This window comes from Mahella australiensis 50-1 BON (assembly GCF_000213255.1).
Lineage (GTDB): Bacteria > Bacillota > Clostridia > Mahellales > Mahellaceae > Mahella > Mahella australiensis.
The window spans coordinates 2,344,903-2,369,478 of sequence record NC_015520.1 but is presented as its reverse complement, the minus strand read 5'-3'; the positions used below and the strand labels follow the sequence as shown (position 1 = coordinate 2,369,478).

Genomic DNA, 24,576 nt, shown 5'->3' with positions numbered 1-24,576 from the left:
ATGTTAGGGGGTACTCCAATGAAGAGGACGTTAATCAGTGTTTTGGCAATGGGCTTGCTAGTTGCTATGCTTTTAGGTTTAGCAATAGGCTGTCAATCGTCGGGTGGCTCTGTTGAATCCAAGGATATAGAAACATCTACTGGTGGTCAGCAAGAAAACGCTGGACAAGAGGCTCAACAAATCGAACAAAAGGAACCTGTAAGGATTGTAACATCTGTTGTAGGTGGAAAAGATCCTGATGAAAACAAATTGTTTGAGCAGGAGGTTAAAAGGCTTACAGGGATACAGATAGAGATCATTAAGCCTCCTTCTACAGAATATGATCAAAAAGTGGCTACTACGTTGGCAGGCGGAGAGAAAGTCGATCTTATTTATACAGGGGCTACTCAGTTTGAGAAATTATTTCCTCAGGGCTTTTTTGAACCTTTGACCGATAGGATAAAGAATTCTGAAGTATTATCTGACCCTAATATCATCGATCCTAAGGAATGGGATAGAATAACTCGGGAAGATGGCAATATCTATGCTGTGTTTAACAAAGATGAAGGCGGTACTTTGCCCATCGTTAGATGGGATTGGATGCAAAAACTAAAATTGGAACCACCGCAAACGCTTGATGAATATTATGAAGTTTTAAAGGCTTTTGCTGAACAAGATCCTGATGGCAATGGCGAAAAGGATACTTATGGATTGACACTATCAAAGCTTTACGATATACAACCTTTTATGGGCGTATACGGGTTGATAGGGAAGCATGCCCAAGACGATAATGGTCAATGGTATATACCTTGGGCAACAGATCAGGCTATACCAGTATATGAATGGTTGGCCAAATTATACAAAGAAGGTATTCTAGACCCCAATTTTGCTACCAATACCACCGCCAATGAAAGAGAATTATTTATGAACGATAAAGTTGGTATGATGGTATATTGGGCTGCGTGGGTTGGTATGTTTAACGACCAGGTAAGAAGCGAGGAACCAAATACTACTTTTGAAGCTAAAGGAATAGAGCCGCCAAAAGGACCAAATGGGGAAGCGTTGCTTATGGCTGGCGAGGACGGCTTATGGGTAATACCGAAGAATAGTACCAATAAAGATCTGGCGTTTAAGTTCCTGGAGTTTTGGCATACCGAAGAGGGTAATATTTTAGGTACTTTAGGCATACTGGACAATGATTATAAACTGGAGAACGGCAAATATGTACTTACGGAAGTGGGCAAAAGCCATGCCATGGATCATGGCGCGCCTTATCCGAAATCGTTGAAGTGGGTTAATCCTATAGGTACTCCGCTTAATTTTGAAGGGGCAAATCAGATAGTGAAAAAATATGCTAAGCCCCAAACAGCTAGAGCAGATACAGCCGATGCTATGAGTATAGTGGATAAATATGGTATCAAGGCTGTTTTGGGAGAATTATCTGCTCAAGACGCGGTAAAAGCGATGAGGTCTGAGCTAAAGTCGAAAGGCTATATTGATATCGAATAGGCTATCATACTTCTAAGGTACTTTAGTGAAAACCGCTAAAGTACCTTATTATATTAAATTGTTAGGGGGACAAGAGATGCTTGGAAAAATTCGAAAAGATAGGACAATATATTTATTTTTGCTACCGGCATTTTTATATTTCGTTATATTCCTTTATTATCCTATAGCGCGAGGGTTTATTATGAGTGTACAAGATTTTAAGTTAATAGGCCATAGCCCATTTATCGGATTTGAACATTATAGCAAAATACTTCATGACAGAGAATTTTGGAATGTATTAAGGAATACATTGGTGATTGGGGGTGGCAATCTTATAGTAGGGTTATTTAGTCAACTGGTATTAGCCTTGTTATTGAACGAGATAAGCATAGTAGGGTTTAAGCGTTTTGTACAGACAGTGGTTTATATACCTAACTTATTTTCGTGGGTGGTGGTAGGCGGCATATGGATTTTCTTGTTGGCACCTGATAATGGTTTGGTAAATGAACTCATAAAACTATTTGGCGGTCAACCGATATCATTTATGACCAAAGAATCATATGCCTGGCCTATATTCATTTTAACCAACACATGGAAAACGGTTGGATATGGCTGTATTATATTTCTTGCAGCTATAACGAATATCGATCCTCAGCTATATGAAGCCGCTTATATAGATGGTGCAGGAAGATGGCTTCAAACAATACACATTACCCTGCCTGGCCTATATGATACCATAAAAACTGTTTTTCTACTTAATTTGATGGGTGTATTAAACATATTCGATCAATCCTATATAATGACCAATCCGGCCATCATAAATAAGACGGATGTTATTATGACTTATACTTATAGAACCGGAATACAGCAGTTTAAGATGGGCTATGCTGCAGCCGTGTCGTTTATAGTGTTGATCATGACGCTTGTCCTAGCTTTAGGATTTTTACGATCTTCAAACTTTATGTCTTCAAGGGAGATGTAATATTAAAATGGAAAGAAAATTGTTTAATTTATTTAATTATGTTTTGATGTTTGCCTTAATTATAACGATGATCATACCCCTTGTAAACGTAGCGGCAATTTCATTTTCTACCGATAGGGCTTCTATGGCACCCGGCGTTAAACTATTTCCATCGCCGTTTAGTACTTCCGGTTATGAGGTGTTGTTTGAAAGAATAAATATATTACAACCTGTTTTAAATACCATTTACGTAAGCGTGATTGGAACGTTATTACATGTACTGTTAAGCGCATTGACGGCATATGCGTTAAATAGAAAGGATTTTTGGGGTAAAAGATTTTTTGTGTTATTTATGCTTTTTACAATGATATTCCCGTTTCAAAGTATCATGATACCAAGTTATATAGTATATAAAGGTTTAGGCCTTATAAATTCTTTGATGGCTATAGTTGTATCCGGTATGGTATCAGCATATACGGTGCTTATATTACAAAGCTTTTTCGCTAAAATACCGCGCTCACTGGAGGAAGCTGCTCTAATAGACGGTGCCACCGAATTTACGATATTTCGTACCGTATATTTACCGCTTTCTAAAGCTGGTATTGCAACAGTAACGTTGTTTCAATTTGTAAGCAAATGGAACAATTTTATGGAATCGGTTATATTTTTGAATAATCCTTCTAAATATACTCTACAAGTAGCATTAAAAAATCTTATTATTTCTTCGGATATAACATCCACTACTGATTCAATATCTAAAAATACTCAAATGGCAGGTGTGGTTATTACTATTATCCCGCTTATTATAGTTTACGTATTTTTACAAAGATATTTTATAACAGGTCTAACTGCTGGCGCTGTAAAAGAATAAATGGAGGAACTGTTTCTTGATAAAGGATTATAGAGTTTACAAGGCGGATTTTCACGTTCATACAGCATTCTCGGATAATAGAGATGCTATGACGGTTAAGGACTATATTGAGCTATCCCAAAAAAATAATATACAAATATTGGGGTTGGCAGACCATCACCATAATCTCACTCAGAAGAAGTGGCGATCAGAATTAGAAGATATTAAGGAAAACAATGAAGGCGTGCCGCTTATACTGCCGGGCTATGAGATAACGTTTATTGATGGGCATATGGTTATAACCGATAAACGGACGTTTGATGCCGAATATATAAAAGATGCTAAAAACAATATATTGAAAGAAAATGATTTAAGAATAGTGGCTCATCCGGACAATAACAATTGTAAGTGGCTTATGGGTATGGTATATAAGATAAACAGCGTGGAGGTTGCTAATGGAGGTCAGGGGATGTGCGCCGTTGGCGAAAATAGCCACTGCAATGGATTGAAGACATGGAAAAATTACCTTCTTATGCGGCAGCACGTATCGCCTATGGCCAATTCGGACTGCCATCAAGCAGTGCATTTTGGCAAGGTTTGGACAGGTGTATTTTTGAATGAAGAGTATGAATTAACCGAACAAGCAGTTAGGCAAGCTTTACTGCGTGGGCATACTTTTGCCAGCATTGGGGAGCTCATGGTTAATATTTCTTGTGGGGATGATATTATTATGGGTGACTGTATAGGTCTGGGCGAACGATATTATGATATTCATTGGGAATGCCCCGGTGCGCACAGGGTTACATTATTTTGTGGGGATATAAGCATTGGTATATATTATGGGGATCACGGTAGATATACACCGACGTTGAACGGGCCTTATTGGATATTGGCACAACAAGACGAACAGTGGGCGGTGTCGGCTCCCATATGGGTCAGCGCTGTTCCGACAACATCCAGAATTGACCTAAAGGATCAAATATATAAAAATGATGTTATAAATGTTTTGGATTATAGTATATCAAAAAAATTGGAATGGATTAAACGTCTTAAGGATGATAATGCATTAGTTGAACCATATATTGATAAATATGTTGGGTGGTTCGAATCCTTTCTTATACGAAATCTGAACAATGATGAATTTACCAATAAAGCCTTGGATATTGCCGTAGCGGAGAATATACGGCGCCTTCGTTTGATTCAACAGAATGTCAGCGAATTATTGAACGGCGTTTTGCATAAAATATACGGCGATGATGGTAGAAACGTTTTAATAGCGAATTTGGATGATAAACCGTATCGTGGGCTTATAAAAACTGATATTAAGATTAACCCCGATTGGGAGGGTTTTGGCTTATATGACGAGAGAGGGGACGAGCTGCCGTCGGCATCATCTATTTGGGAATATAGGGATTTCATAGATGAGCGAAGACCTGCCCATAGAATGGAAGAAGTGATAATTTGGCTGGAGAGAGGGGAAATGCACGAGTATAAGGTATGCTGCGTTGACCTGCAATGCGATGCAGATAAAGTTAAGGTAAGCTTTGACCTTTATCCATATGAATTCATTAAACGCGATGTCGCTTGGCCTAAAGAAGCGTGCTTGTTAAGAGATTTGCTAAAAAGCGATAAAATCAAGTCTTATTTCCTGCATGTGCGCAAGATGAAGGACGCTACCGCATTTTTTGCCGTCGATATGGACCCCTGTTCTACAGCCAAGGTGTTTATAAGAGAAAAACCGAAACATGACGAAGATCCAATATGCGTTGCACAGATATAATCTTGCGTAAATCATTGTTGTGACTGCTTCTACTATGGCACATATCGCCGCAATAGTCAAAGTCAATACGCTTGCAAACGCATTGTCTAAAATGTATAATGAAAGAAAGATTATGAATAGGGGGTTATATTTATGGAGATAGGCGTTAGCTCATATAGTTATAGTAAATGTCGAATGGACGGTTTACAGATAGTACATAAAGCGGCCGAAATGGGTTTTAAACACATCGAATTCTCCGGTTTGCCGCTGATGCCCGACAGCATGGACCCATTGGTTTATGCCGCGGAAGTGAAACAGGCATGTGACGAGGCTGGCATCGAAGTGGTAAATTACGCTGTAGGCGCCGATTTTATAAACAATGGTCTGGATAACGAAATAGAACGCCTGAAACAAGAAGTGAAGATAGCCTTTGAGTTGGGGGCCTCCTTCATGCGTCACGATGCTACTTATGGCTTTTCACCGGATTATCACGGGCCAAGAGGATTTAATGATGCGCTACCGGTTTTAGTGAAGGGTTACCGAGCCGTGACCGAGTATGCTGAGGGGATAGGCATAAAGACCATGGTGGAAAATCATGGATTCTTTTGCCAGGACAGCGACAGGGTAGAGAAACTTATAAACGGCGTAAACAACACGAATTTTGGGCTTTTGCTGGATATAGGCAATTTTCTCTGCACCGATGAGGACCCGGCCATCGCAGTGGGCAAACTGCTGCCGTATGTGTTTCATGTACACGTTAAGGACTTTCATGTGAAAAGCGGCATGTTGCCTGATCCGGGCGATGGTTGGTTCAAATCGCGTGCCGGCAACTATCTTAGAGGGGCTATTATAGGTCATGGCGATGTGCCCGTTATACAGTGCCTTAAAATGCTCAGGACATATGGCTATGATGGCGTAATATCTATAGAGTTTGAGGGAATGGAGGATCCGATACTGGGTATAAGCGTAGGCAGGAATAATCTTGAGAGGTATATGCGTTTGATAAAATAAGGGCTCACCCAATTTTTTATATTATCCAGCCTATACCTAGTGCCGATATGATGCCGAGAAGCGTGCCGGCTATTATATCGGATGGATAATGATAACCGAGGTACACGCGCGATAAGGCCACCAAAACTGCGGTTGGCATACTTATGGCAGCGACGGCCGGCCAATATAAAGTCAATGATGTGGCCAGGGCAAAGCTCGCTGTGGAATGACCGGATGGAAAAGAGGGGTCCTTTGGTAGTTTACCCAGTATGTTTACATCTTTAAGCGCAGCAAAGGGCCTCATCCTGCGCAGCAATAGTTTAAGCAATTGTACCAGACAATGACTCGATACTAAAGCTGCTAAAGATTGCCAGCCGGCGACTTTAGCATCGTTTTTCCCGAAAAATATTATAGAAAGTGCTAGTCCTATCGTGAAAAAAGCATTTCCCATATGCGTTATGCGCGGCATCGCTGCGTCCAGCGTCCGGCATTTTAGTTTATGGTTTATAAAATAGAAGGTCATGGCCTCTATGTTTTTTACTATACTTGCGCAATGTTGCACTGTAAAACCCCTTTACGAAAATTATTTTATCTAATTATATTATAGCGTATATTTCATCTCTTTGCATCAAGCTAATGTTAATTTTTTATATATTGACGATATACCGACTATGAGGGATAATATATATGGTTCACTAATAAAAGGAGAAACGTGTTTCGATGAGAGTAATAATAAACGGCGATAAGAATTTATACACAAAGTTTGTGGAAAGTCATCCTAAGGGGCACATACTTCAAACGCTGGAATGGGCTGCGGTTAAAGACGATAATTGGGGACATATATATGTGATGGTGGAAGACCAAGGGGATATCAAAGCATCTATGTTGCTGCTCATAAGAAAACTGCCGATAATAGGTAAAAATATGATATATTCGCCCAGGGGGCCTGTATGCGATATGCACGACAAAACGGTGTTGACATTCCTTATTACTGAGGTAAAAAAGCTGGCCAAACAGTATAACGCAATTATGCTCAAGATAGATCCGGATATAAAAGCCGATGATAGCGAGGTTATCAAAAACCTTAAGGATTTAGGCTTTATGAGAAATGAAGAAGCCTTAAATTTCGAGGGTATACAGCCACGCTTTGTATTTCGCCTTGACATAAGGCCTGATTTAGATGAGCTTATGGCCAATTTTCATAGCAAGACGCGCTATAATATACGGTTGGCCGAAAGAAAGGGCGTAACGGTCCGTATGGGCACGCGCCAAGATTTACCGGCATTTCATCAGATTATGGAGGTTACAGGTTTAAGGGATAATTTTGTGGTCCGGCCGCTTTCATATTTCGAGAAAATGTATGACTGCCTGCACGATAGAGGATACCTAGAGTTGGCTTTAGCAGAGTATCAAGGGCAGATTGTTTCGGGCATTATTTGCCTTTTTTGTGGCGATAAATGCTGGTATCTATACGGGGCCAGCAGCAATGAGCACAGGAATGTTATGCCTAATTATCTTCTGCAATGGGAGATGATAAAACGCGCCAAAGAGCGGGGTTGTACAATGTATGATTTTCGCGGCGTTTCCGGCGATATAAATCCGGATAATCCTTTATATGGCCTTTATAGATTTAAGAAGGGCTTTAATGGAGAATTTACTGAGTTTATAGGAGAGTTCGATATGGTATTGAGTCCTATGTGGTATTCTATATGGCAAAAGGCTGTACCTGCATTCCGGAAGGCACGCCGCAAGGTGACGCTTATGTTGAAGCGCTCAAAAGAGGATGTAGAGAAGCACGAACATGATGCCGCAGGAGGAATGGAATAGGTGCTTGCAAGGTATTTGGAGGTAGATAAGAGGGCTATTATTGATAATTTGGAAACCGTACGAAAAGAGGTAGGCGTATCTGTCATGGCAGTAGTAAAAGGCAATGCTTATGGGCATGGCGCCGTAGAGGTATCGGCAACATTGGCCGATGCTGGTGTGGAGTGGTTTGGGGTAGAATTTTTGGATGAGGGTGTGCGGCTTAGGGAAAGTGGCATAGAAGGAAGGATATTGTGTTTTACCGGCCCAGTGGATAAAGATGATTGCCGGGCATTCATAGAGTATGACATAACGCCGGCCATGTATAACCTCGATGCTGCGGCTATGCTCAACGACGTAGCTGAGGAAGAGGATATTATGTTTAAGGTACATTTGAAATTCGATACGGGTATGGGGCGTTTCGGTTTTACATACGATGAATTGGATGGAGTTATTGATAGATTAAAGGCATTTGAACATTTGGAGTACGAAGGGGCATTTACCCATTTTGCGGCGGCATTTGCTAAAAAGCCAGATTATACACTGTTGCAGTTGGAGCGTTTTAATAAATGTATGGACAAGCTGGAGACGGGCGGTATAAAAGTGCAGATACGCCATGCGGCCAACTCGGTGGCAGCCATGGATTTTCCGCAGGCACGGTTGGATATGGTGCGTGTGGGAGGGGCGCTTTTTGGCACTGCTATGTTTAAAAACAGATCGGTTAAGCTTAAAAAAACAGCTTTATTAAAAGCGATATTAATGGATGTGAGGGATATGCCCAAAGGCGCATATATAGGTTATGGCTGTACGTATCGTACGTCCAAGCCTATGCGCATAGGCGTAATACCCTTTGGCTATTTCGAGGGGCTGAAGGTACAGCGTCGCAACTATGCATTTCATTTTTTAGATTTATTAAGAATATTGTATCACGATATTATGGATTATCTTAGACCGGTGCCAATCGTATTCAAAGACGGCAGGCCTTTGCGTATCCTCGGCAGGATAGGTTTACAGTTGGCCGTTGTGGATTTAAGCGGCGTTGACGCTCACCCGGGCGATGAGGTGTCAGTGGCTATAGATCCCATATATCTTGACGATACGGTGCCGAGAGTGTATAAATATTAAATATAGAGAAAGTGGGAGAACAGATATGAAAATAACATCTCTTAAGCTTTATAAGGTTAGGCCCAGATGGCTCTTTCTTAAGATAGAAACCGATGAAGGTATAACCGGATGGGGAGAGCCTGTGGTGGAGGGCCGGGCTGATACCGTCAAAGCCGCTGTAGAAGAACTGAAGGGTTATTTGGTGGGCCGAGATCCTTTGAAGATAGAGGACCACTGGCAGGTCATGTACCGCGGGGGCTTTTATCGCGGAGGCCCGGTGCTCATGAGCGCTATAGCTGGCATCGATCAGGCTTTATGGGATATAAAAGGTAAATTTTACGGTGTGCCGGTATATGAGCTGCTCGGAGGGGCGTGCCACGATAGAATAAGGGTGTATTCATGGATAGGCGGGGATCGCCCGCACGATATAGCCGAAGAGGCCAAGCAGCGCGCGCAGTTTGGATTCACAGCCGTCAAGATGAATGCAACCGATGAGATGCACTATATAGATAGCTTCAGCAAGGTGCAGGCTGTGGCAGACCGTATAGCGGCTATCCGCGATGCGCTGGGCTACCAAATGGATGTGGCGATAGATTTTCACGGTAGGGTACATAAGCCTATGGCCAAGGTGCTGGCAAAGGCGCTGGAACCTTATCATCCGATGTTTATAGAAGAGCCGGTATTGCCGCAAAACAACGAAGCCTTGAGGGATATAGCCATGCATGCAGATATACCGATAGCCACTGGTGAGCGCATGTTTTCGCGTTGGGATTTCAAGGAGTTACTGCACAGCGGTTACGTCGACGTGATACAGCCGGATCTATCCCATGCCGGAGGTATATCCGAGTGTAAAAAAATAGCCGCTATGGCAGAGGCCTATGATGTGGTGGTAGCACCTCACTGTCCGCTCGGCCCCATAGCGCTGGCTGCATGTATACAGCTCGATGCCTGCACGCCCAATGCTTTCATACAGGAGCAGAGCCTAGGTATACATTATAATAAAGGCAGCGATTTGCTGGATTACTTAAAAGACCCTGCGGTATTCGCATATAAAGATGGGTTTGTTGATTTGCCCAAAGCCCCGGGGCTAGGCATAGAGATAAATGAAGAGAGGGTTATAGCAGCCGATGCCCAGGGTTATGAATGGAAAAATCCCGTATGGAGAAATGTTGACGGCACGGTGGCTGAATGGTAAATTTATAATTTGTTGACCGTTTGTTTAAAATGTTTTGATATTATTATCATGCAAATATGTTTTTGAGGAGGGTGTTACTTGATCGAAGTCCAAAATGTTACCAAGCGCTATGGTCAACATGTTGCTGTGGACAATGTAAGCTTTACAGTCAACGATGGTGAGATCCTGGGCTTTCTTGGTCCAAACGGCGCTGGCAAGTCTACTACTATGAATATCATAACCGGTTATATATCGGCCACTGAAGGCACGGTCAAGATAGACGGTATAGATATTCTGGACCAGCCGGAAGAGGCAAAAAAGAGGATAGGCTATCTGCCAGAATTTCCACCGCTGTATATGGATATGACAGTATCGGAATATCTTGACTTTGTATGCGACATAAGAAAGGTGCCAAGCGCCGAACGCAAGCAAAGCCTGGAGAGGATAATGGATACCGTCAAGATAGATGATGTGAAAGGCCGCTTGATAAAAAACCTTTCAAAAGGCTATAAACAGCGTGTCGGCGTGGCACAGGCCATGATAGGAAATCCGCAGGTGCTTGTCTTGGATGAGCCGACGGTCGGCTTGGATCCAAGGCAGATCATAGAGATGCGCGATCTTATAAAAAAGCTGGGCAAATCTCATACCATTATACTGAGCTCGCATATATTGCCTGAGGTCAGTGCTGTATGCGATCGTATAATTATCATAAACAAAGGTAAGATCGTGGCAGCCGGTACACCTGCTAACTTATCCAAGCATTTAGGTGGAGGGCGTTTATCGCTCAGAGTGGCAGCGCCGGAGAAGCAGGTCATGGCAGCGCTGGAACAGGTGCCTGGTATTGCCAGGGTAGAGCCTAGGGGTACTTTTGAACCTGGCACTATAGATATTGTGGTAGACCCGGACGAAGAAGTGGATATTCGCCGTCCTGTCTTCAATGCATTGAGCCATGCTGATTGTCCTATTTTAATGATGCGGCCTTTGGATCTCAGCCTGGAGGAGATCTTTATGCAGGTTACGACACAGGAAAGCGAGGTTTCATAATATACGATGATAGGTGTGTATAAAAAAGAATTAAAAGCCTATTTCTCAACCCCTACCGGTTATGTCTTCATGGGTTTCTTCTTATTGATAGCCGGATTTTTCTTCGCCATATCCAATCTATTTCCTATGGTAGCTAATTACAATGGCATGTTGAGCAATTTAACATTTATATTCCTGATAGTGGTGCCTATATTGACTATGAGGCTTATGGCTGAAGAGATGCGCCAAAAGACCGATGTTCTTCTTTTAACGTCGCCTTTGAGTGTTAACGAGATGGTGCTGGGAAAATACTTTGCGGCTGTAACGGTATTTCTCATAACGCTGCTCATTACATGCCTTTATCCGCTCATGATGAGCTTTTTCGGCGATATAGCGGTGTGGGAGATAATAGGTGGATATGTGGGGTTTTTCCTATTAGGTTCCACTTTTATAGCGGTTGGGCTATTCATATCATCGCTCACGGATAATCAGGTCATAGCGGCGGTGGTGACGTTCAGCGTGCTGCTCCTTTTATGGGTGATAGATGCGTTGCAGAGCGTAGTGCCTACAGATATAATATCTGGGGTAGTATTTGCATCGGCTTTGGTAGCCGCGGTTGCTATATGGCTTTATTCAGCGACGCGGAATATATATGTCAGCCTCGTTACGGCGATAGCCGGCGGTGCAGCGATAGCCGGAGTTTATATAGTTAATAAGGACCTTTATACAGGTTTCATAGGCAAGGTATTAGCTTGGTTTTCGGTATTGAACAGGTATAATGAATTCAGCCTGGGTATCTTAAGCCTGAGCCCTATTGTATATTATATTACGTTTTCAGCGGTATTCGTGTTTCTGGCTATAAGAAACATAGAGAAGAAAAGATGGAGTTAGGGGGAAAGTATCATAATGAAGCTTAATATAGCAGCATCTTTCCGCAATAAAAAATTCAGATACGGAGGCTACTCTGCTTTAATCACTGTCGTGGTCATAGCTATATTGATAATAGTAAACCTTGTCGTGGATCAGATACCGTGGAAAGTGGATTTGACCAAGAACAGGTATTTCTCATTGTCGGAACAAAGTTATAAGACCATGGATAACATAAAAAAAGATGTGACGATATACGGTCTATATAAGACCGGCCAGGAGAATCTGACCGTAAAAGAAATACTAAATCAATACGCCAATTACTCCGATAAAATAAAGATAAAATTCATCGATCCGGTCAAGAACCCGACATTTGCGCAAAAGTACAGCCAAGACGGCACGAGTTTGAGTGAAGGTTCACTGATAGTGGACGCCGGAGATAAATATAAGGTTATAGATCAGTATGCTCTAGTTAATACAAGCTATAATCAGTATAGTGGACAGATGCAAGCCGACTCATTGGCCGTGGAACAGCAGGTCACAGGCGCTCTTATATACGTGACGTCGGAGAAGAGCAGTGTGCTGTATGCCCTGCAGGGGCATAATGAGGAAGCTGTTCCGTCGGATCTTTCAAAGCAGCTTGGGAATCAAAACTTTGAGTTAAAGGAGCTGAATTTGGTTACATCGGACAAAGTGCCAGATGATGCCGAAGCGATATTGGTCTTGTCGCCCAAGAAGGATATATCCGCTGAGGAAGATAAAAAGCTGCGGGACTATCTGTCCAAAGGTGGTCGCGCGATATTTATGATGGATTTATTGAACAATGAATTGCCGAATTTCCAAGCTTTATTCAATAGTTATGGCGTAGAACTTGAGCGCGCGATGGTGATGGACGGCGACCGCAGCCATAACGCCGGCGATCCAGTGCTGTTGGTACCATCTTTTGGCGCTCACGATATAGTTAGCCCGCTTAAATCCAATAAACTTACGGTTATTATGCCGGCAACGCAGCCTATAAAAGAGGTGAGCATAAAAAAGAGGTCCCTAGAGATACAGCCGCTTCTGACAACGTCTTCCAACTCATGGGCTAAGGTTAACCTGGAATTTACGTCGTCGGAAAAAGAAGCCGGCGATTTGGAAGGACCGTTTAATGTGGCTGTTGCCATAACCGATAAATCTTCTGATGTTAATGTAAAAGATACCAAGATAATATTGATGGGTTCTTCGGCCATAGTGAATTCACAGATTACCACACAATTTCCGGCTAACATAGATATGGTGATGAACAGCATAAATTGGTTGAGGGATCAAACCGAGAACATCTCTATAGCTCCTAAGAGCCTGACCCCGGATTACCTCAACATGACATCTTTACAGGTAATTATACTCGCAGCCATAGTGGTTATAGTGATACCGCTTATAATATTAGGTATGGGCCTTAGGGTATGGCTGGTAAGGAGGCACCTATGAGAAGAACACGCAATGTCATTATACTGGTTGTAGTGTTGGCATTGCTTGCCGGAACATATGTGTATCTTACAAAACGTCCCCAGCAAGCCGAACAGGATACTGAGAGCGTAGAGATTTCCAAGCTCAATAAAGACGACATAGTTAAAATGACGCTTGAGAGCAAAGACGGAAGCTTGACCTTTATCAAAAAAGATGACAAATGGGTGACTGAAGGCAACGAATCTATAGGTTTGAATCAAACTATGGTTGATGACATAGCCTATACCTTTGCTAGTCTATATGCCGAGCAGGTGGTCGAAGAAGATCCTCAGGATCTGGCTCAGTATGGCCTTAAAGAGCCTGTGGTGACAGCAACGGCTACGCTCAAGGATAATACAGCCAAGACGCTTTATTTGGGCAATAAGACGCCTACCGGTACGTATTATCTTATGGCTGAGGGTGATCCGAAAGTATATGAGGTGTGGATGAATCACGGCGAGCATTTAAGCTATACCTTAAACGATGTGCGGGATAAAACGCTGCCTCAAATAAATACACAAGAACTCACGTATCTGAAGATGTGGAAAGAGAGCGGCCGTACCATAGAGATTAAGACCAATGAAAGCCAGACCGAGGACCAAGCTCAATTCGGACTGGGATTGTGGCAAATGACGCAACCTTATAGCGAGCCCGTCGGTGTGGACACGCAGAATTTCCAGCCGGTGCTTGATGCTCTGCCCAATATCGCTATAGACGGATTTGTGGAGGATAATCCAAAGGATCTGGCACAATACGGCCTAGATAAGCCCAAAGGCGAGCTGATCGTCAAGGATAAGCAAAATACGCTTCACATACTTATTGGCGATAATAAGGATGATACGCAGATTTATTTCAAAACGGCCGATTCGCCATCAGTGTATGTCATGAGCAAGGATAAACTGGCATTTATGGATACAAAGCCTTATGATATAATGGAAAAATTCGCATATATAGTAAATATAGATGATGTCGACAGGATTATAGTGGAAGGCAAAGGTAAGACACACGATATAACGCTGACCCGGACGACCAAAAAGGCGGAAAAGGAAGGCGAAGAGGATGAGGTGGTTACCACCTATAAAGTGGATGGCAAGGTTGTCGAAGAAGATCCATTTAAGAAGTATTATCAAAGTCTTATAGGCATGACGGTGGATGCGGAGAATGACAAGCAATTGGAAGAGATTCCGGAAGTTAAGACCACCTTCTTCTTGAATAAAGGGAATAAGCGTGAGGTACACGTTAACTATGTGCCGTATAATAATGACTTTTATGCCGTATTTCGCAGCGGAAAGGCCGAATTCGTATTGTCTAAACAGCAGGTTGACAAGATGCTGCAGGACCTTGAGGATCTCGTAGCGGGTAGGCTTAAGACTGATTGATGACATGGATATTGAATTAAAAGAAGGAGAAAGGTTGGATGACCTTCAGTGCGGCGGGCTTAAGATCATCCAAAATCCACGGCTTTTTAGCTTTGGCATAGATGCGGTGTTGCTTGCGAATTTTGCTCGCATAAAACCGGGCGATATAGTCGCGGATCTTGGCACGGGCAGCGGTGTTATACCGCTGCTTTTATCTTGTAAGACAGCAGCAAGCAAGATATACGGCTTGGAGATACAGCATGAAATGGCCGATATGGCTCAGCGCAGCGTCAGACTGAATGATCTTGAAAGTCGCGTGGATATAATAGAAGGGGATATAAGGAAGGCCGGCGACATAATAGGCATGAGCTTGGTGGATGCTGTAATATCCAATCCACCTTACCGCAAGGCTGGCAGCGGTCATGTAAGCCCATCGGATGCAAGGGCTATAGCTACCTATGAGCTTGAATGTACGTTAGATGATGTTATAAAGGCTGCATCGACTCTTTTGAAAAATAAAGGCCGGTTTTATATGATACAGCGCCCGGCTCGCTTGGTCGATGCCATATGCGGTATGCGCAAGGCTGGCATAGAACCCAAAAGGCTGCGCATGGTACAGCCTTTTGCTGATAAAAAGCCTACTATGTTCTTAATAGAAAGTATTAAAGGTGCGCAGCCTCACATGGACATTATGCCTCCTTTGGTCATATACGATGCCAAGGGAATATATACAGAAGAGATATATAGAATATATGGCATGGAGGTGCCAGACAGTGGTGGATGAGCAAAAAAGTGCAAAGCCCGGATGTTTATATATATGTGGTACGCCTATAGGCAATCTTGAGGATATAACGCTCAGAGCGTTGAAGGTGCTGCAAAATGTTGATTATATAGCTGCTGAGGACACGCGTCAGACATTGAAGCTGCTAAATCATTATGATATTCATAAGACGCTTATAAGCTGCCATGAGCATAATGAGAAACAGCGTGCGGAGGAGATAGTGAATCTGATGAGTGAAGGTTTCAGCGTCGCGCTGGTTACCGATGCCGGTATGCCGGTCACATCGGATCCAGGCAGCGTAGTGGTTGAAGCAGTGCACCGAGCAGGTATGCCAGTGAGCGTCATACCAGGGCCGACGGCGGTATCGGCTGCTCTGGCCTTATCGGGGTTTAGCGGAGACAGGTATGTTTTCGAGGGATTTTTGCCTCGGAATAAAAAAGAGCGGCGGTCGCGTTTAGAGGCGCTAAAGTACGAGCGCCGGACAGTGGTGCTGTATGAGGCACCGCATCGCTTGTTGACGACGCTGGATGACCTTTCGGTTTGGCTTGGTGACAGACCCGTGGCAGTGGTGAGGGAGATTACCAAGATACATGAACAAGTGCTCAGGGGTACGATAGGTGAGATGATAATGCATTTCAAGGATATACAGCCTCGGGGCGAATTCGTGTTGGTGCTGAAAGGCTATGAAGGGGCTGAGGTGCAAGATGCCGATGATGGCATGACTGTGGAGCAGCGCATATCAGCTTATATGCAGCGTGGTATGAGCAAGAAGGACGCGATCAAACAAGTGGCTGCCGATACTGGCCTACCCAAAAACGAAGTATATAAAAAAGCCCTGCTCCTTTAGGAGCAGGGTGAAAAACTGTTATTTGCTCTCGTCGGCAGCTTCTTTTTTATCGCCGAATTCATCGGCTATCTCAGCTAAACAGTTTTTGCATATGTTCTTGCCTTTGTAAGGTTGCACGTCGGCGGCATCGCCGCAGAATATGCAGGCGGGTTCATATTTTTTAAGTATGATGTGCTCGCCATCCACATAGATCTCCAGCGCATCCCTCTGGGATATGTTGAGCGTTCTCCTCAGCTCTATGGGTATCACTACTCTGCCCAGTTCATCGACTTTCCTTACGATTCCCGTAGATTTCATAGTATCTCCTCCTTCAACATATTTCGACAAAATTTACGTTTCTATCTTACCAAACGTGGCATTAAAAGTCAATATGTTTGTAGAAAAAAACCATAAATTTTTCTTTATCTTTCAACTGCTAGATGTATGTACCAAAGATGATAACTAAAGTATAGCATATAACGCTAATAAAATCAATATATGGTTTTATAGGATTCTCAAACCATAACATTATTAACCATTGAAATTCTATATATTTTTGCTCCATGATATCTGCGATATGATATAATGGTAATATATAGCCGAGGTGTTTAGAAGATGTTGGATATAGAAAAAGAATTAAAAGATAAATTACTCAAGTTCAACGATACGTTGAAGAAACGATACAAAAACGGTAGCGGGTTCAATATAACCCTGCTCAATCTCCTCGAGCAGCATGTAGGACGGCTGACAAAGCTGCCCAGTATTGCACCACAACAGGTAGCCGCTATAGCGCCTAAAGGGATCGTGGCTGTGGATGGCTCTATAAATACCGCCGGCTCATCCTATCCGCATTATGTGGCTGTCATGCGCTCCATGGCGCAGAGCACGTTTGCTTGCTATGAGCCCATATATAAATATGAGATATACTCTCCTTTGTTTGAGGATAAAAATGTGGATATAAACGTCGAAGTCGATGGCGTACCGGCGGCTGTTCAAGACGAGAATAGGCGGTCGGCACATATGGCATGCTTGGAAGTAGAGGCAGCTATAGAGGCCATAGAATGCATGGCTCCGTCAGTGCTCATGATGGATGGTTCGCTTGCACAATTCAGGATAAAATGCCGCGATACGTGGGAGAAATTATACAACCTGGCGTTGGAACGTGATGTACTGCTTATAGGGGTGGTGGAAGAGATAAAGACCGCTATAATAAAACAGGCGCTGAATGACTATCTGCCCGATGACATGAAGGATATGTATGACCGCGAGTTGATGTTCGGTATCTTATCGCCGGGTCAAATGTTGGCTATAAATGAGGACTGTTTGGGTCAAGGCAAACTAGGCCTTGCAGCCTGCTTCATGCGCATGTCTATGGACCCACATCCGATAGCCATGGATATGCCTGCCGAACAATCTGACCATATGGAGGATATGGCTGCACTGGTGTATGCGCTGACGCCGCAAGACGGCCGAGGCATACCATTATGGTTGGATATGGTGGATAATCAAGTTCGCATAACTAATCAGATGATGGAAGCGTTGATAGACGAATATATAGATGCCGATCTACGCCACCGTTTACTAGTGGCTAAGCGACAAAACAGGGATATATGAGGTGAGGATTTTATGATACAGGTAGTAGGGCTTACCACCCAGCAGGAGGTATGGGTGGCATCTAAGGACAAACCATTCAGAATAAATCAGATGCTCATAATAGAAGATCAGTTTCAGGGACCGCAGCGCGGCGAGGTGGTGGAGACCAATTCGTATAACCGCTTTATACCGCTCAATATAAACGGGGGAGGTATGGTGGATGCATCCATATTAGAATCGCTCAAGCAGTTGGGATACAATATAGGCCAGGATACGATACATCTGGCTAAAGTACGCCTTGTAGTTGAGGCTCAGTATCCCATACAAACGGGATGTGCAGCGCGTACGCCGAGATTCGATGAAGTCAGCGACCTCATGGTAACGGTGTCGCCTCAAGAAGGGCTGATATTGGGCGTTATAAAGAGCAGTGACGAGGTGGCTGAAGATATGCCGCCAGGGCTGAAGGATATAGCCCTCCTGTATGAAGGCGGTAAGGCCAGGCCCCAAAACGGCGTTCCGTTTATATTCGACATAAAAGCCATGCAACAGTATCCGCATATAGGCGTATTTGGCGGCTCCGGTTCGGGTAAATCCTTCGGTATGCGCGTTATGCTGGAGGAATTGATGAAGTTACGCATACCGGTGTTGGTGCTAGATCCACATCTGGAGATGGATTTTTCGACGCGTGCCAGCGGTTTACCCGATGGATGGGAGGTCGATTACAGCGCGAACTTCCGTCGCTTGAATATAGGCCAGGATATAGGCGTAGCTTTTGACAAGCTGTCCAATGCCGACTTGAAAAATCTTTTGGGTGCGTCCAGCCCCTTGAGCGAATCGATGGCTAATGCAGTCGAAACATTACACAAACGCAGCGACAGCTACCAGACATTCAGCGATAGGCTGGATATGCTAGATGAAGCGTTGGAGGATACTGAGGCGGGGTTACGGGCTAAGCTTGAAAGCGCAGACAACCAGTATCAACGTCAACGTTACGAACAGTGCATAGAATTGAGACGTACTTACAGGGACCTGCCACTAGCGTCTGTACGCGCTATATCATGGCGCCTGCGCCGCCTGTTTAACGACGGGCTGTTCAGTCATGACATACAGCCGGTGGAGGAAGGCTTGAAACAGGGCAAGCTCATGGTAATACAGGGTTCCAGCCAGATGATAAACGTTTTCGGTACATATCTGTTAAATAATCTTTACCATAAGCGACGAGATTATAAAGATGCTCAGGCCAGAGGAATGGGTGCCGACTATTTCCCGCCCTTTATAGTAGTGGCCGATGAAGCCCATAACTTTGCTCCAAAAGGTTATGACACACCGGCCAAGACCGTCTTAAAAGAAATAGCGCAGGAGGGGCGTAAATACGGCACTTTCCTCATATTGGCCACCCAGCGCCCCACATCCTTGGATGAAAACATAACGGCGCAGCTCAATACCAAGCTGGTATTCCGCACTGTAAGGAGCATAGACATAGCGACCATAAAAGAAGAAACCGATATAACACTCGAAGAGGCCCGCCGCTTGCCGTATCTGCCGTCGGGCGACGCTTTCGTATCATCGGCCATCATCGGCCGTACGGTACCTATACGCGTACGTATGGCCAGAACTGCCAGCCCACATAATAAGAATCCGTTCGATGAGCTGAAGGATATCTTCGACAAGCAGGAACAGGAGCTGCTGCGCTATATAGAGGACAAGCTGCCCATATATGACGCTGATATGCTGCAAAAGGCCGCCGAGATAGAACGCGACAGCAACGGTGCCTATACTTTTACCGTAGACCAGCTTAAAGATCTGTTGGACAGGTTGGTACAACAGGGCAGGATAATTGGCCGCAACAGTGTGTTAGGATATATATACGATAAGCCAGAAGGAAAATAAAGCGGAGGATGAAATTGCGTTTTTAGATATATTGAACAGGCTGCTCGTGAGAAATTTGCGGATGACAGTTGTTATATTAGGATAAAACACTATCTCGGGCAGCCGAAAATTTTTTTGGTAATCGCAACCGTTATATTATTCTTACATGATATAATTAAAACATAAATTACGGGAGATGAGTGAAATGCGCGTATGCTATGAATTTGAGAGCGATAAACCAGTTAAATTGCCAATACAGTATAACCACATTTTGCAGGGATTGATATACGACCATATATCGGATGCAGCGCTGAAACACTTTTTGCATGAAGAGGGTTTCGATATAAACAATAGGCGCTATAAGATGTTTACCTTCTCAAGGCTGGAAGGGGCGTTCAATATGAACAGAGACAAGGGCGTCATAGAGTTCAAACCGCCGCTTAAGCTGACGCTATCGTCGGCTATGGAGGTGTTCATAGAAAACCTGTCCGAGGCTTTTATGAAAAGTGATCGCTTGAATCTGGCCGGGCAGCCCTTGTCGCTGAGCAGCATAAAGGTTATACCGCCGCCGCATATAGATGGAAGGGTTAAAGTAAAGATGCTTTCCCCGGTGGTGGCATATAGCACAGCCAAAAATATGGAAAGGACCATTACATACTACTATTCGCCGATGGAAGATAATTTTTCCAGGATAATAGAGCAGGGCCTGCATAGAAAGTATCAGCTCATATATAATAGACGGCTGCCTGAACCGAAACTTACCATGAGGCCGATAGGACGTATCGACGACAGATATATGAAGGTGATCGAGTATAAGGGCACAGTGATTAAGGGCTGGATGGGCATATACTGGCTGGATGGAAGCCCCGAGCTCATCAAAGTGGCATATGATTCCGGGATTGGCAGCAAAACCTCCATGGGGTTTGGCTGTTTCGATATTATACAAACGGAGAAAGGGGGTGAGAGGAATGCTTGAAGCTATAAAAAAGCTGGGTGATGTTGCCATGTCCAGTGGACAGGATTTCTTGGAAGCCTTGGCTTTGCCAGTGGGAGCCAAAAGAGGCGATAAAGATCAGTATCTCGTCATAATAAAAATAGATACGCAAGATGCCTCGGTTAACTTTCAACCGGTCAAAATAGACGACTATACCGCGCAGCGCTATATATGGGTGGGCAATGCCGATGGCTCGGCCAGTCCGCAGTGGTATGCCACTACCAACAATCTGGGATTTATCGTGGGGCAGGCTATACCGAATCTTATAAAAAAGTTACCGGACAATACGTCGCTGAAGGTCGCTTTACAAGACGTATTGGATAATATGTATTATGATTTGGGTCCCCAAAGCGGTGCTAAAAGCCGGTACAGATATGTGTGGGATTTGGGCAAGATGGGTATGGCAGAGGCCATTGGAGTTACTACTGCGGATATATATAAAGAACTTATCAACAAGGGCGATGATATAAAAAAGATGCCTGATCGTTTGGCCAGCGCTGTGCTCGATTATATCAAAAACAAAACTGCAGGTGCTATAAAACGCGATGATATAGCTTTGTGGACGCTGCAGATAGACGGCAAGCTGGTAGTAGACGATAGGGCTTACCGTGAAGCCGTGGAAAGGGAAAAAATAGACGTTATATATCAGGATGCTATAGACGGCATATGCTCAGCCTGCGGCAAAGCCGACAAAGTGACCGACAACACTACAAAGCTTACATTTAAGTATTATAATACCGATAAAATAGGATTCTCTTCATATATAAGCGGGCGGTTTGATAAAAGCTTTGTCTTGTGCAAGGATTGCTATATGGCACTGCTGGAGGGGGAGGCCTATATAAAGAATCGTTTCAATACCAGATTGGGAGGCTTAAACCTTTATCTGATACCGAGTTTTATATTCGATGTCTCCTTTACTGCCGACCAACTGGATGAATGGACCAAATATATAAACGATTCTTTCAATAGCGCAAAAACTGCTTCGTCCATAGAGGACTTCGAGAAGCGCATTAAAGATGACTATATGGAGTATGAGGATGACAAAAACAATTATATACTCAATCTTATGTTTTACCAACGCAATCAGGCCGAATTAAAGGTATTGAAGCTTATAAAAGATGTGCCGCCGTCGAGATTCACACAGCTTCGATTCGCTTCTGAAATGACAGGGCATTTTGGCGATGCCATATTCGGACCGTCGCCGATGTGGCAAATAGACTTAAACAAGATATATTACCTTATACCCATAAACGTTGGCAGGAATTCCATAGAATATAGGAAGTTGCTGGATATTTATGATGACATATTCAGCGGCAAGCCGGTATCATATGAATTCTTGATCGATTCATTCGTAGAATTGGCGCGCATATACCGCCTCGAGAGCTTTGTAAATGTCAACGTTCGCATACCCAATGATACCGACATGGCCATGGTATACGCTATGGCACAGGCCAATCTATTTATGGAATATCTTAAGCAGCTAAAATTATTGGAAAGGGGTGTTTCGATGGATAGCGATAAATTGATTTTAAGGGAAGATATAAAGGGATATATAGAAGAAATGGGTTATGACGAACCAAAGACGGCGCTATTTCTTCTAGGCTATCTCATAGGTCAGGTGGCTGATGGGCAGCGCGGCAGCGGTATGGACAGCAAGCCGGTGCTGGATAAATTGAATTATCAGGGTATGACCAAGCTACGGGTATGGCGCTTGAGCGATGAGATATTTGAGAAATTGCGGCAGTATAAGAGGCTTGCCTACAATGAAGGCATATTTGCTCAGCACCGGATGCTCATGGAAAAATATATGTCCGACTGGCCGCTCACGGATCAGGAAAATGTGTTTTATATACTCTCAGGCTATGCATATAATACGCTGGCAGCCATTAAAGCTGCGAAAGAACGCAATAACAATAACGAGGAGGTTGTTATAAATGAATAATAGTGAGTTGTTATTTATATACGATGCCAAGATGTGCAATCCGAATGGTGACCCTGACGATGAAAACCGCCCGCGCATGGATTATGAACGCCAGCGCAACCTTGTAAGCGATGTAAGGCTAAAACGCTATATAAGGGACTATTTGGAAGACAGAGGCTATGGTATATTCGTATCCAAACAGGATGATAAAGTAGTAGATGCTGATGCTCGCTTGAAAAACGTGGTGGGCAAGAGCAAGGTTACTATAGAAGACTTGCCCACCATTTTGGACAAGCTTATAGACGTTCGCATGTTCGGCGCTACTATGCCGATAAAAGCCGAAGAAGGGGCCAGAGGCGGCTCGTCCATAACATTGACGGGACCCGTTCAATTTACATGGGGATATTCTCTGAACAAAGTCAATCTTGTCGATTCCAACGGTATAACATCGCATTTTAGTTCAAGGACAGAAAATCAGCAGGGTGCTATGGGCAAGGATTATCGCGTATATTATTCGTTATTGGCCTTTCAGGGGATTATAAGTGCAAAGCGCGCAGCGCGTACTCAGCTTAAGGACGATGATATAGCATTGTTGGACGAGGCTATGCTCAAAGCCATACCGCTTCAGGCGACCAGGAGCAAGATAGGTCAATATCCGCGACTGTACTTGAGGGTGGAATACACCGATGGTCAGACTTTCTTGGGAGATTTCAGAGATATGGTGTCGCTGGAAACACTGGATGGCCTGAGGGATACTACTGAAGCCCGGCTCAAGGCATCTGTTTTGGCCCATAAGTTATCTGCAAACAGCTCGCGCATCGCGCGGATATACTGGTGGCAGGATGAGGAGCTTACAGTATCGGATAGCTCTGATGGCACAATAAGCGGTCTTTTTGGAGAGGATCTCAAGGATAAGCTGGAAAAGCTGTAGCACTATGCCTGTATGCAATATGTTAGAAAGGAGGCGGTGCCGCAGTGACGGAAAATGGTTTATTGGTATTTGACGTCAAAGGTCTTATGGCTCATTTTAGGAAGTATTATACAAATTCATCATCGCTGAGCTATGCCTTTCCGCCACGTACCGCAGCGGCGGGTATGATAGCAGCGGTACTCGGCTATGAGCGCGATTCGTATTATGAGCTGTTCGACACGGTAAGATGCGGCATAGGAATATCGGTCAAGACCAATATAAGGCATATGACACAGACGGTGAACTATGTGCGCACAAAGGGTCCAAGGGAATTAAACGGGAGTTTCGGGCCGACGCAAGTGCCGCTGGATATTATCCTGCCTGCTGTAAATGAATCAATGCTTGTGTATCGTATATATTTTTGGCATGATGACCAGACAGTGATGAGCAAACTGAAAGAGCTCATATGGGATGGGCGCACCGATTACCCGCTGTATATGGGTATAAGCGAATTTATAGCGTTTTCACAGCCGGTGGCATATGTACCGGGCAGCGATATAAGAGAAATAGAACCAGGCGAGATGATCGATTTGGCTACAGTGTGCAATGTTGAAAATATAGCCAATGGAGGATTGGCATTTGAGAGCCCTGATGGGCAAGCCATGCAATACATAAAAGAAAGAATGCCTATAAGCTTCGGCGATAACCGCCAGCTTAAATCCTTCGGTTCTTTTCTGTTTGAGAAAAATCGGTGCGTTATACGGGCTAAATTAAAAGTTCCTTGTTATCGTATCGATTATAACGGACATGTTGAGAACATAGTATTTATGTGAGTAGA

22 protein-coding genes are annotated in these 24,576 nt (G+C 43.8%); 20 read left to right on the top strand and 2 right to left on the bottom strand.

Annotation, left to right across the window (positions count from 1 at the left end):
* The first annotated feature begins 18 nt into the window (after positions 1 to 18).
* The 5 genes from MAHAU_RS11105 (at position 19) to MAHAU_RS11085 (ending at position 6,048) form a co-directional block, all read left to right on the top strand.
* On the top strand, positions 19 to 1,488 hold the full coding sequence (locus MAHAU_RS11105; protein WP_013781824.1) for an extracellular solute-binding protein: 1,470 nt from the start codon (positions 19 to 21) through the stop codon (positions 1,486 to 1,488).
* A 181-nt stretch (positions 1,489 to 1,669) separates the two neighbouring features.
* On the top strand, positions 1,670 to 2,449 hold the full coding sequence (locus MAHAU_RS11100; protein WP_216086238.1) for an ABC transporter permease subunit: 780 nt from the start codon (positions 1,670 to 1,672) through the stop codon (positions 2,447 to 2,449).
* 7 nt (positions 2,450 to 2,456) lie between these two features.
* Positions 2,457 to 3,299: a carbohydrate ABC transporter permease gene (locus MAHAU_RS11095; RefSeq protein ID WP_013781822.1), complete on the top strand. Its 843-nt coding sequence runs from the start codon at positions 2,457 to 2,459 to the stop codon at positions 3,297 to 3,299.
* Positions 3,300 to 3,315: 16 nt separating this feature from the next.
* Positions 3,316 to 5,058, top strand: a complete 1,743-nt coding sequence (locus MAHAU_RS11090) for a CehA/McbA family metallohydrolase domain-containing protein (protein ID WP_013781821.1) — start codon at positions 3,316 to 3,318, stop codon at positions 5,056 to 5,058.
* A 132-nt stretch (positions 5,059 to 5,190) separates the two neighbouring features.
* Positions 5,191 to 6,048 carry a sugar phosphate isomerase/epimerase family protein gene (locus MAHAU_RS11085; protein WP_013781820.1) on the top strand — a complete coding sequence of 286 codons (858 nt, stop codon included), beginning with the start codon at positions 5,191 to 5,193 and terminating at the stop codon, positions 6,046 to 6,048.
* Positions 6,049 to 6,064: 16 nt separating this feature from the next.
* On the opposite strand, the gene MAHAU_RS11080 is transcribed toward MAHAU_RS11085, so the two are convergent.
* Positions 6,065 to 6,589: a phosphatase PAP2 family protein gene (locus MAHAU_RS11080; protein WP_013781819.1), complete on the bottom strand. Its 525-nt coding sequence runs from the start codon at positions 6,587 to 6,589 to the stop codon at positions 6,065 to 6,067.
* 158 nt (positions 6,590 to 6,747) lie between these two features.
* On the opposite strand from MAHAU_RS11080, the gene MAHAU_RS11075 reads away from it, so the two are divergent.
* From MAHAU_RS11075 to rsmI, 9 genes are all read left to right on the top strand, one after another.
* Positions 6,748 to 7,854: a lipid II:glycine glycyltransferase FemX gene (locus MAHAU_RS11075; RefSeq protein ID WP_013781818.1), complete on the top strand. Its 1,107-nt coding sequence runs from the start codon at positions 6,748 to 6,750 to the stop codon at positions 7,852 to 7,854.
* Complete coding sequence (gene alr, locus MAHAU_RS11070; RefSeq protein ID WP_013781817.1) at positions 7,855 to 8,955, top strand: alanine racemase; 1,101 nt, start codon at positions 7,855 to 7,857, stop codon at positions 8,953 to 8,955.
* A 25-nt stretch (positions 8,956 to 8,980) separates the two neighbouring features.
* A complete protein-coding gene (dgoD, locus tag MAHAU_RS11065) occupies positions 8,981 to 10,129 on the top strand; it encodes a galactonate dehydratase (protein WP_013781816.1) in 1,149 nt (382 codons plus the stop codon).
* 78 nt (positions 10,130 to 10,207) lie between these two features.
* Complete coding sequence (locus MAHAU_RS11060) at positions 10,208 to 11,152, top strand: ABC transporter ATP-binding protein (RefSeq protein ID WP_013781815.1); 945 nt, start codon at positions 10,208 to 10,210, stop codon at positions 11,150 to 11,152.
* 6 nt (positions 11,153 to 11,158) lie between these two features.
* Positions 11,159 to 12,022, top strand: a complete 864-nt coding sequence (locus MAHAU_RS11055; RefSeq protein ID WP_013781814.1) for an ABC-2 transporter permease — start codon at positions 11,159 to 11,161, stop codon at positions 12,020 to 12,022.
* Between the two features lie 15 nt (positions 12,023 to 12,037).
* A complete protein-coding gene (locus tag MAHAU_RS11050; protein WP_013781813.1) occupies positions 12,038 to 13,468 on the top strand; it encodes a GldG family protein in 1,431 nt (476 codons plus the stop codon).
* The gene (locus tag MAHAU_RS11045; RefSeq protein WP_013781812.1) at positions 13,465 to 14,865 is read left to right on the top strand and encodes a DUF4340 domain-containing protein; all 1,401 of its coding nucleotides are present in this window, start codon (positions 13,465 to 13,467) and stop codon (positions 14,863 to 14,865) included. The genes MAHAU_RS11050 and MAHAU_RS11045 overlap by 4 nt, the downstream gene beginning before the upstream one ends.
* 4 nt (positions 14,866 to 14,869) lie before the next feature.
* A complete protein-coding gene (locus MAHAU_RS11040) occupies positions 14,870 to 15,628 on the top strand; it encodes a tRNA1(Val) (adenine(37)-N6)-methyltransferase (RefSeq protein WP_013781811.1) in 759 nt (252 codons plus the stop codon).
* Positions 15,597 to 16,472, top strand: a complete 876-nt coding sequence (gene rsmI, locus MAHAU_RS11035; protein WP_049783359.1) for a 16S rRNA (cytidine(1402)-2'-O)-methyltransferase — start codon at positions 15,597 to 15,599, stop codon at positions 16,470 to 16,472. The genes MAHAU_RS11040 and rsmI overlap by 32 nt, the downstream gene beginning before the upstream one ends.
* Before the next feature lie 18 nt (positions 16,473 to 16,490).
* Here the strand turns inward: rsmI and MAHAU_RS11030 are convergent, their stop codons facing one another.
* Complete coding sequence (locus tag MAHAU_RS11030; protein WP_013781809.1) at positions 16,491 to 16,769, bottom strand: AbrB/MazE/SpoVT family DNA-binding domain-containing protein; 279 nt, start codon at positions 16,767 to 16,769, stop codon at positions 16,491 to 16,493.
* 297 nt (positions 16,770 to 17,066) lie between these two features.
* Between MAHAU_RS11030 and MAHAU_RS11025 the strand changes: the two genes are divergently transcribed.
* From MAHAU_RS11025 to cas5, 6 genes are all read left to right on the top strand, one after another.
* Positions 17,067 to 18,065, top strand: a complete 999-nt coding sequence (locus MAHAU_RS11025; RefSeq protein WP_013781808.1) for a DNA double-strand break repair nuclease NurA — start codon at positions 17,067 to 17,069, stop codon at positions 18,063 to 18,065.
* 12 nt (positions 18,066 to 18,077) lie between these two features.
* Entirely contained in the window at positions 18,078 to 19,934 is a 1,857-nt protein-coding gene (locus tag MAHAU_RS11020) for an ATP-binding protein (protein WP_013781807.1), read from the top strand.
* 184 nt (positions 19,935 to 20,118) lie between these two features.
* Positions 20,119 to 20,889, top strand: coding sequence for a CRISPR-associated endoribonuclease Cas6 (cas6, locus tag MAHAU_RS11015; RefSeq protein ID WP_013781806.1), 771 nt, complete (start codon positions 20,119 to 20,121; stop codon positions 20,887 to 20,889).
* Complete coding sequence (locus tag MAHAU_RS11010; RefSeq protein WP_013781805.1) at positions 20,882 to 22,849, top strand: TIGR02556 family CRISPR-associated protein; 1,968 nt, start codon at positions 20,882 to 20,884, stop codon at positions 22,847 to 22,849. Before cas6 ends, MAHAU_RS11010 begins: the two co-directional genes overlap by 8 nt.
* A complete protein-coding gene (gene cas7b / locus MAHAU_RS11005; protein WP_013781804.1) occupies positions 22,842 to 23,759 on the top strand; it encodes a type I-B CRISPR-associated protein Cas7/Csh2 in 918 nt (305 codons plus the stop codon). Before MAHAU_RS11010 ends, cas7b begins: the two co-directional genes overlap by 8 nt.
* Before the next feature lie 44 nt (positions 23,760 to 23,803).
* A complete protein-coding gene (gene cas5, locus MAHAU_RS11000) occupies positions 23,804 to 24,571 on the top strand; it encodes a CRISPR-associated protein Cas5 (protein ID WP_013781803.1) in 768 nt (255 codons plus the stop codon).
* Positions 24,572 to 24,576 lie beyond the last annotated feature (5 nt).

Excerpts from the sequence above, each read along its gene's own strand:
- MAHAU_RS11085 (WP_013781820.1), top strand. The coding sequence starts at position 5,191 with ATGGAGATAGGCGTTAGCTCATATAGTTATAGTAAATGTCGAATGGAC.
- dgoD (WP_013781816.1), top strand. The coding sequence starts at position 8,981 with ATGAAAATAACATCTCTTAAGCTTTATAAGGTTAGGCCCAGATGGCTC.
- MAHAU_RS11105 (WP_013781824.1), top strand. The coding sequence starts at position 19 with ATGAAGAGGACGTTAATCAGTGTTTTGGCAATGGGCTTGCTAGTTGCT.
- MAHAU_RS11025 (WP_013781808.1), top strand. The coding sequence starts at position 17,067 with ATGTTGGATATAGAAAAAGAATTAAAAGATAAATTACTCAAGTTCAAC.
- MAHAU_RS11045 (WP_013781812.1), top strand. The coding sequence starts at position 13,465 with ATGAGAAGAACACGCAATGTCATTATACTGGTTGTAGTGTTGGCATTG.
- MAHAU_RS11010 (WP_013781805.1), top strand. The coding sequence starts at position 20,882 with ATGCTTGAAGCTATAAAAAAGCTGGGTGATGTTGCCATGTCCAGTGGA.
- MAHAU_RS11030 (WP_013781809.1), bottom strand. The coding sequence starts at position 16,769 with ATGAAATCTACGGGAATCGTAAGGAAAGTCGATGAACTGGGCAGAGTA.
- MAHAU_RS11100 (WP_216086238.1), top strand. The coding sequence starts at position 1,670 with ATGAGTGTACAAGATTTTAAGTTAATAGGCCATAGCCCATTTATCGGA.
- MAHAU_RS11095 (WP_013781822.1), top strand. The coding sequence starts at position 2,457 with ATGGAAAGAAAATTGTTTAATTTATTTAATTATGTTTTGATGTTTGCC.
- rsmI (WP_049783359.1), top strand. The coding sequence starts at position 15,597 with ATGGCATGGAGGTGCCAGACAGTGGTGGATGAGCAAAAAAGTGCAAAG.
- MAHAU_RS11055 (WP_013781814.1), top strand. The coding sequence starts at position 11,159 with ATGATAGGTGTGTATAAAAAAGAATTAAAAGCCTATTTCTCAACCCCT.
- cas7b (WP_013781804.1), top strand. The coding sequence starts at position 22,842 with ATGAATAATAGTGAGTTGTTATTTATATACGATGCCAAGATGTGCAAT.
- MAHAU_RS11050 (WP_013781813.1), top strand. The coding sequence starts at position 12,038 with ATGAAGCTTAATATAGCAGCATCTTTCCGCAATAAAAAATTCAGATAC.
- MAHAU_RS11020 (WP_013781807.1), top strand. The coding sequence starts at position 18,078 with ATGATACAGGTAGTAGGGCTTACCACCCAGCAGGAGGTATGGGTGGCA.
- cas6 (WP_013781806.1), top strand. The coding sequence starts at position 20,119 with ATGCGCGTATGCTATGAATTTGAGAGCGATAAACCAGTTAAATTGCCA.
- MAHAU_RS11040 (WP_013781811.1), top strand. The coding sequence starts at position 14,870 with ATGGATATTGAATTAAAAGAAGGAGAAAGGTTGGATGACCTTCAGTGC.
- MAHAU_RS11075 (WP_013781818.1), top strand. The coding sequence starts at position 6,748 with ATGAGAGTAATAATAAACGGCGATAAGAATTTATACACAAAGTTTGTG.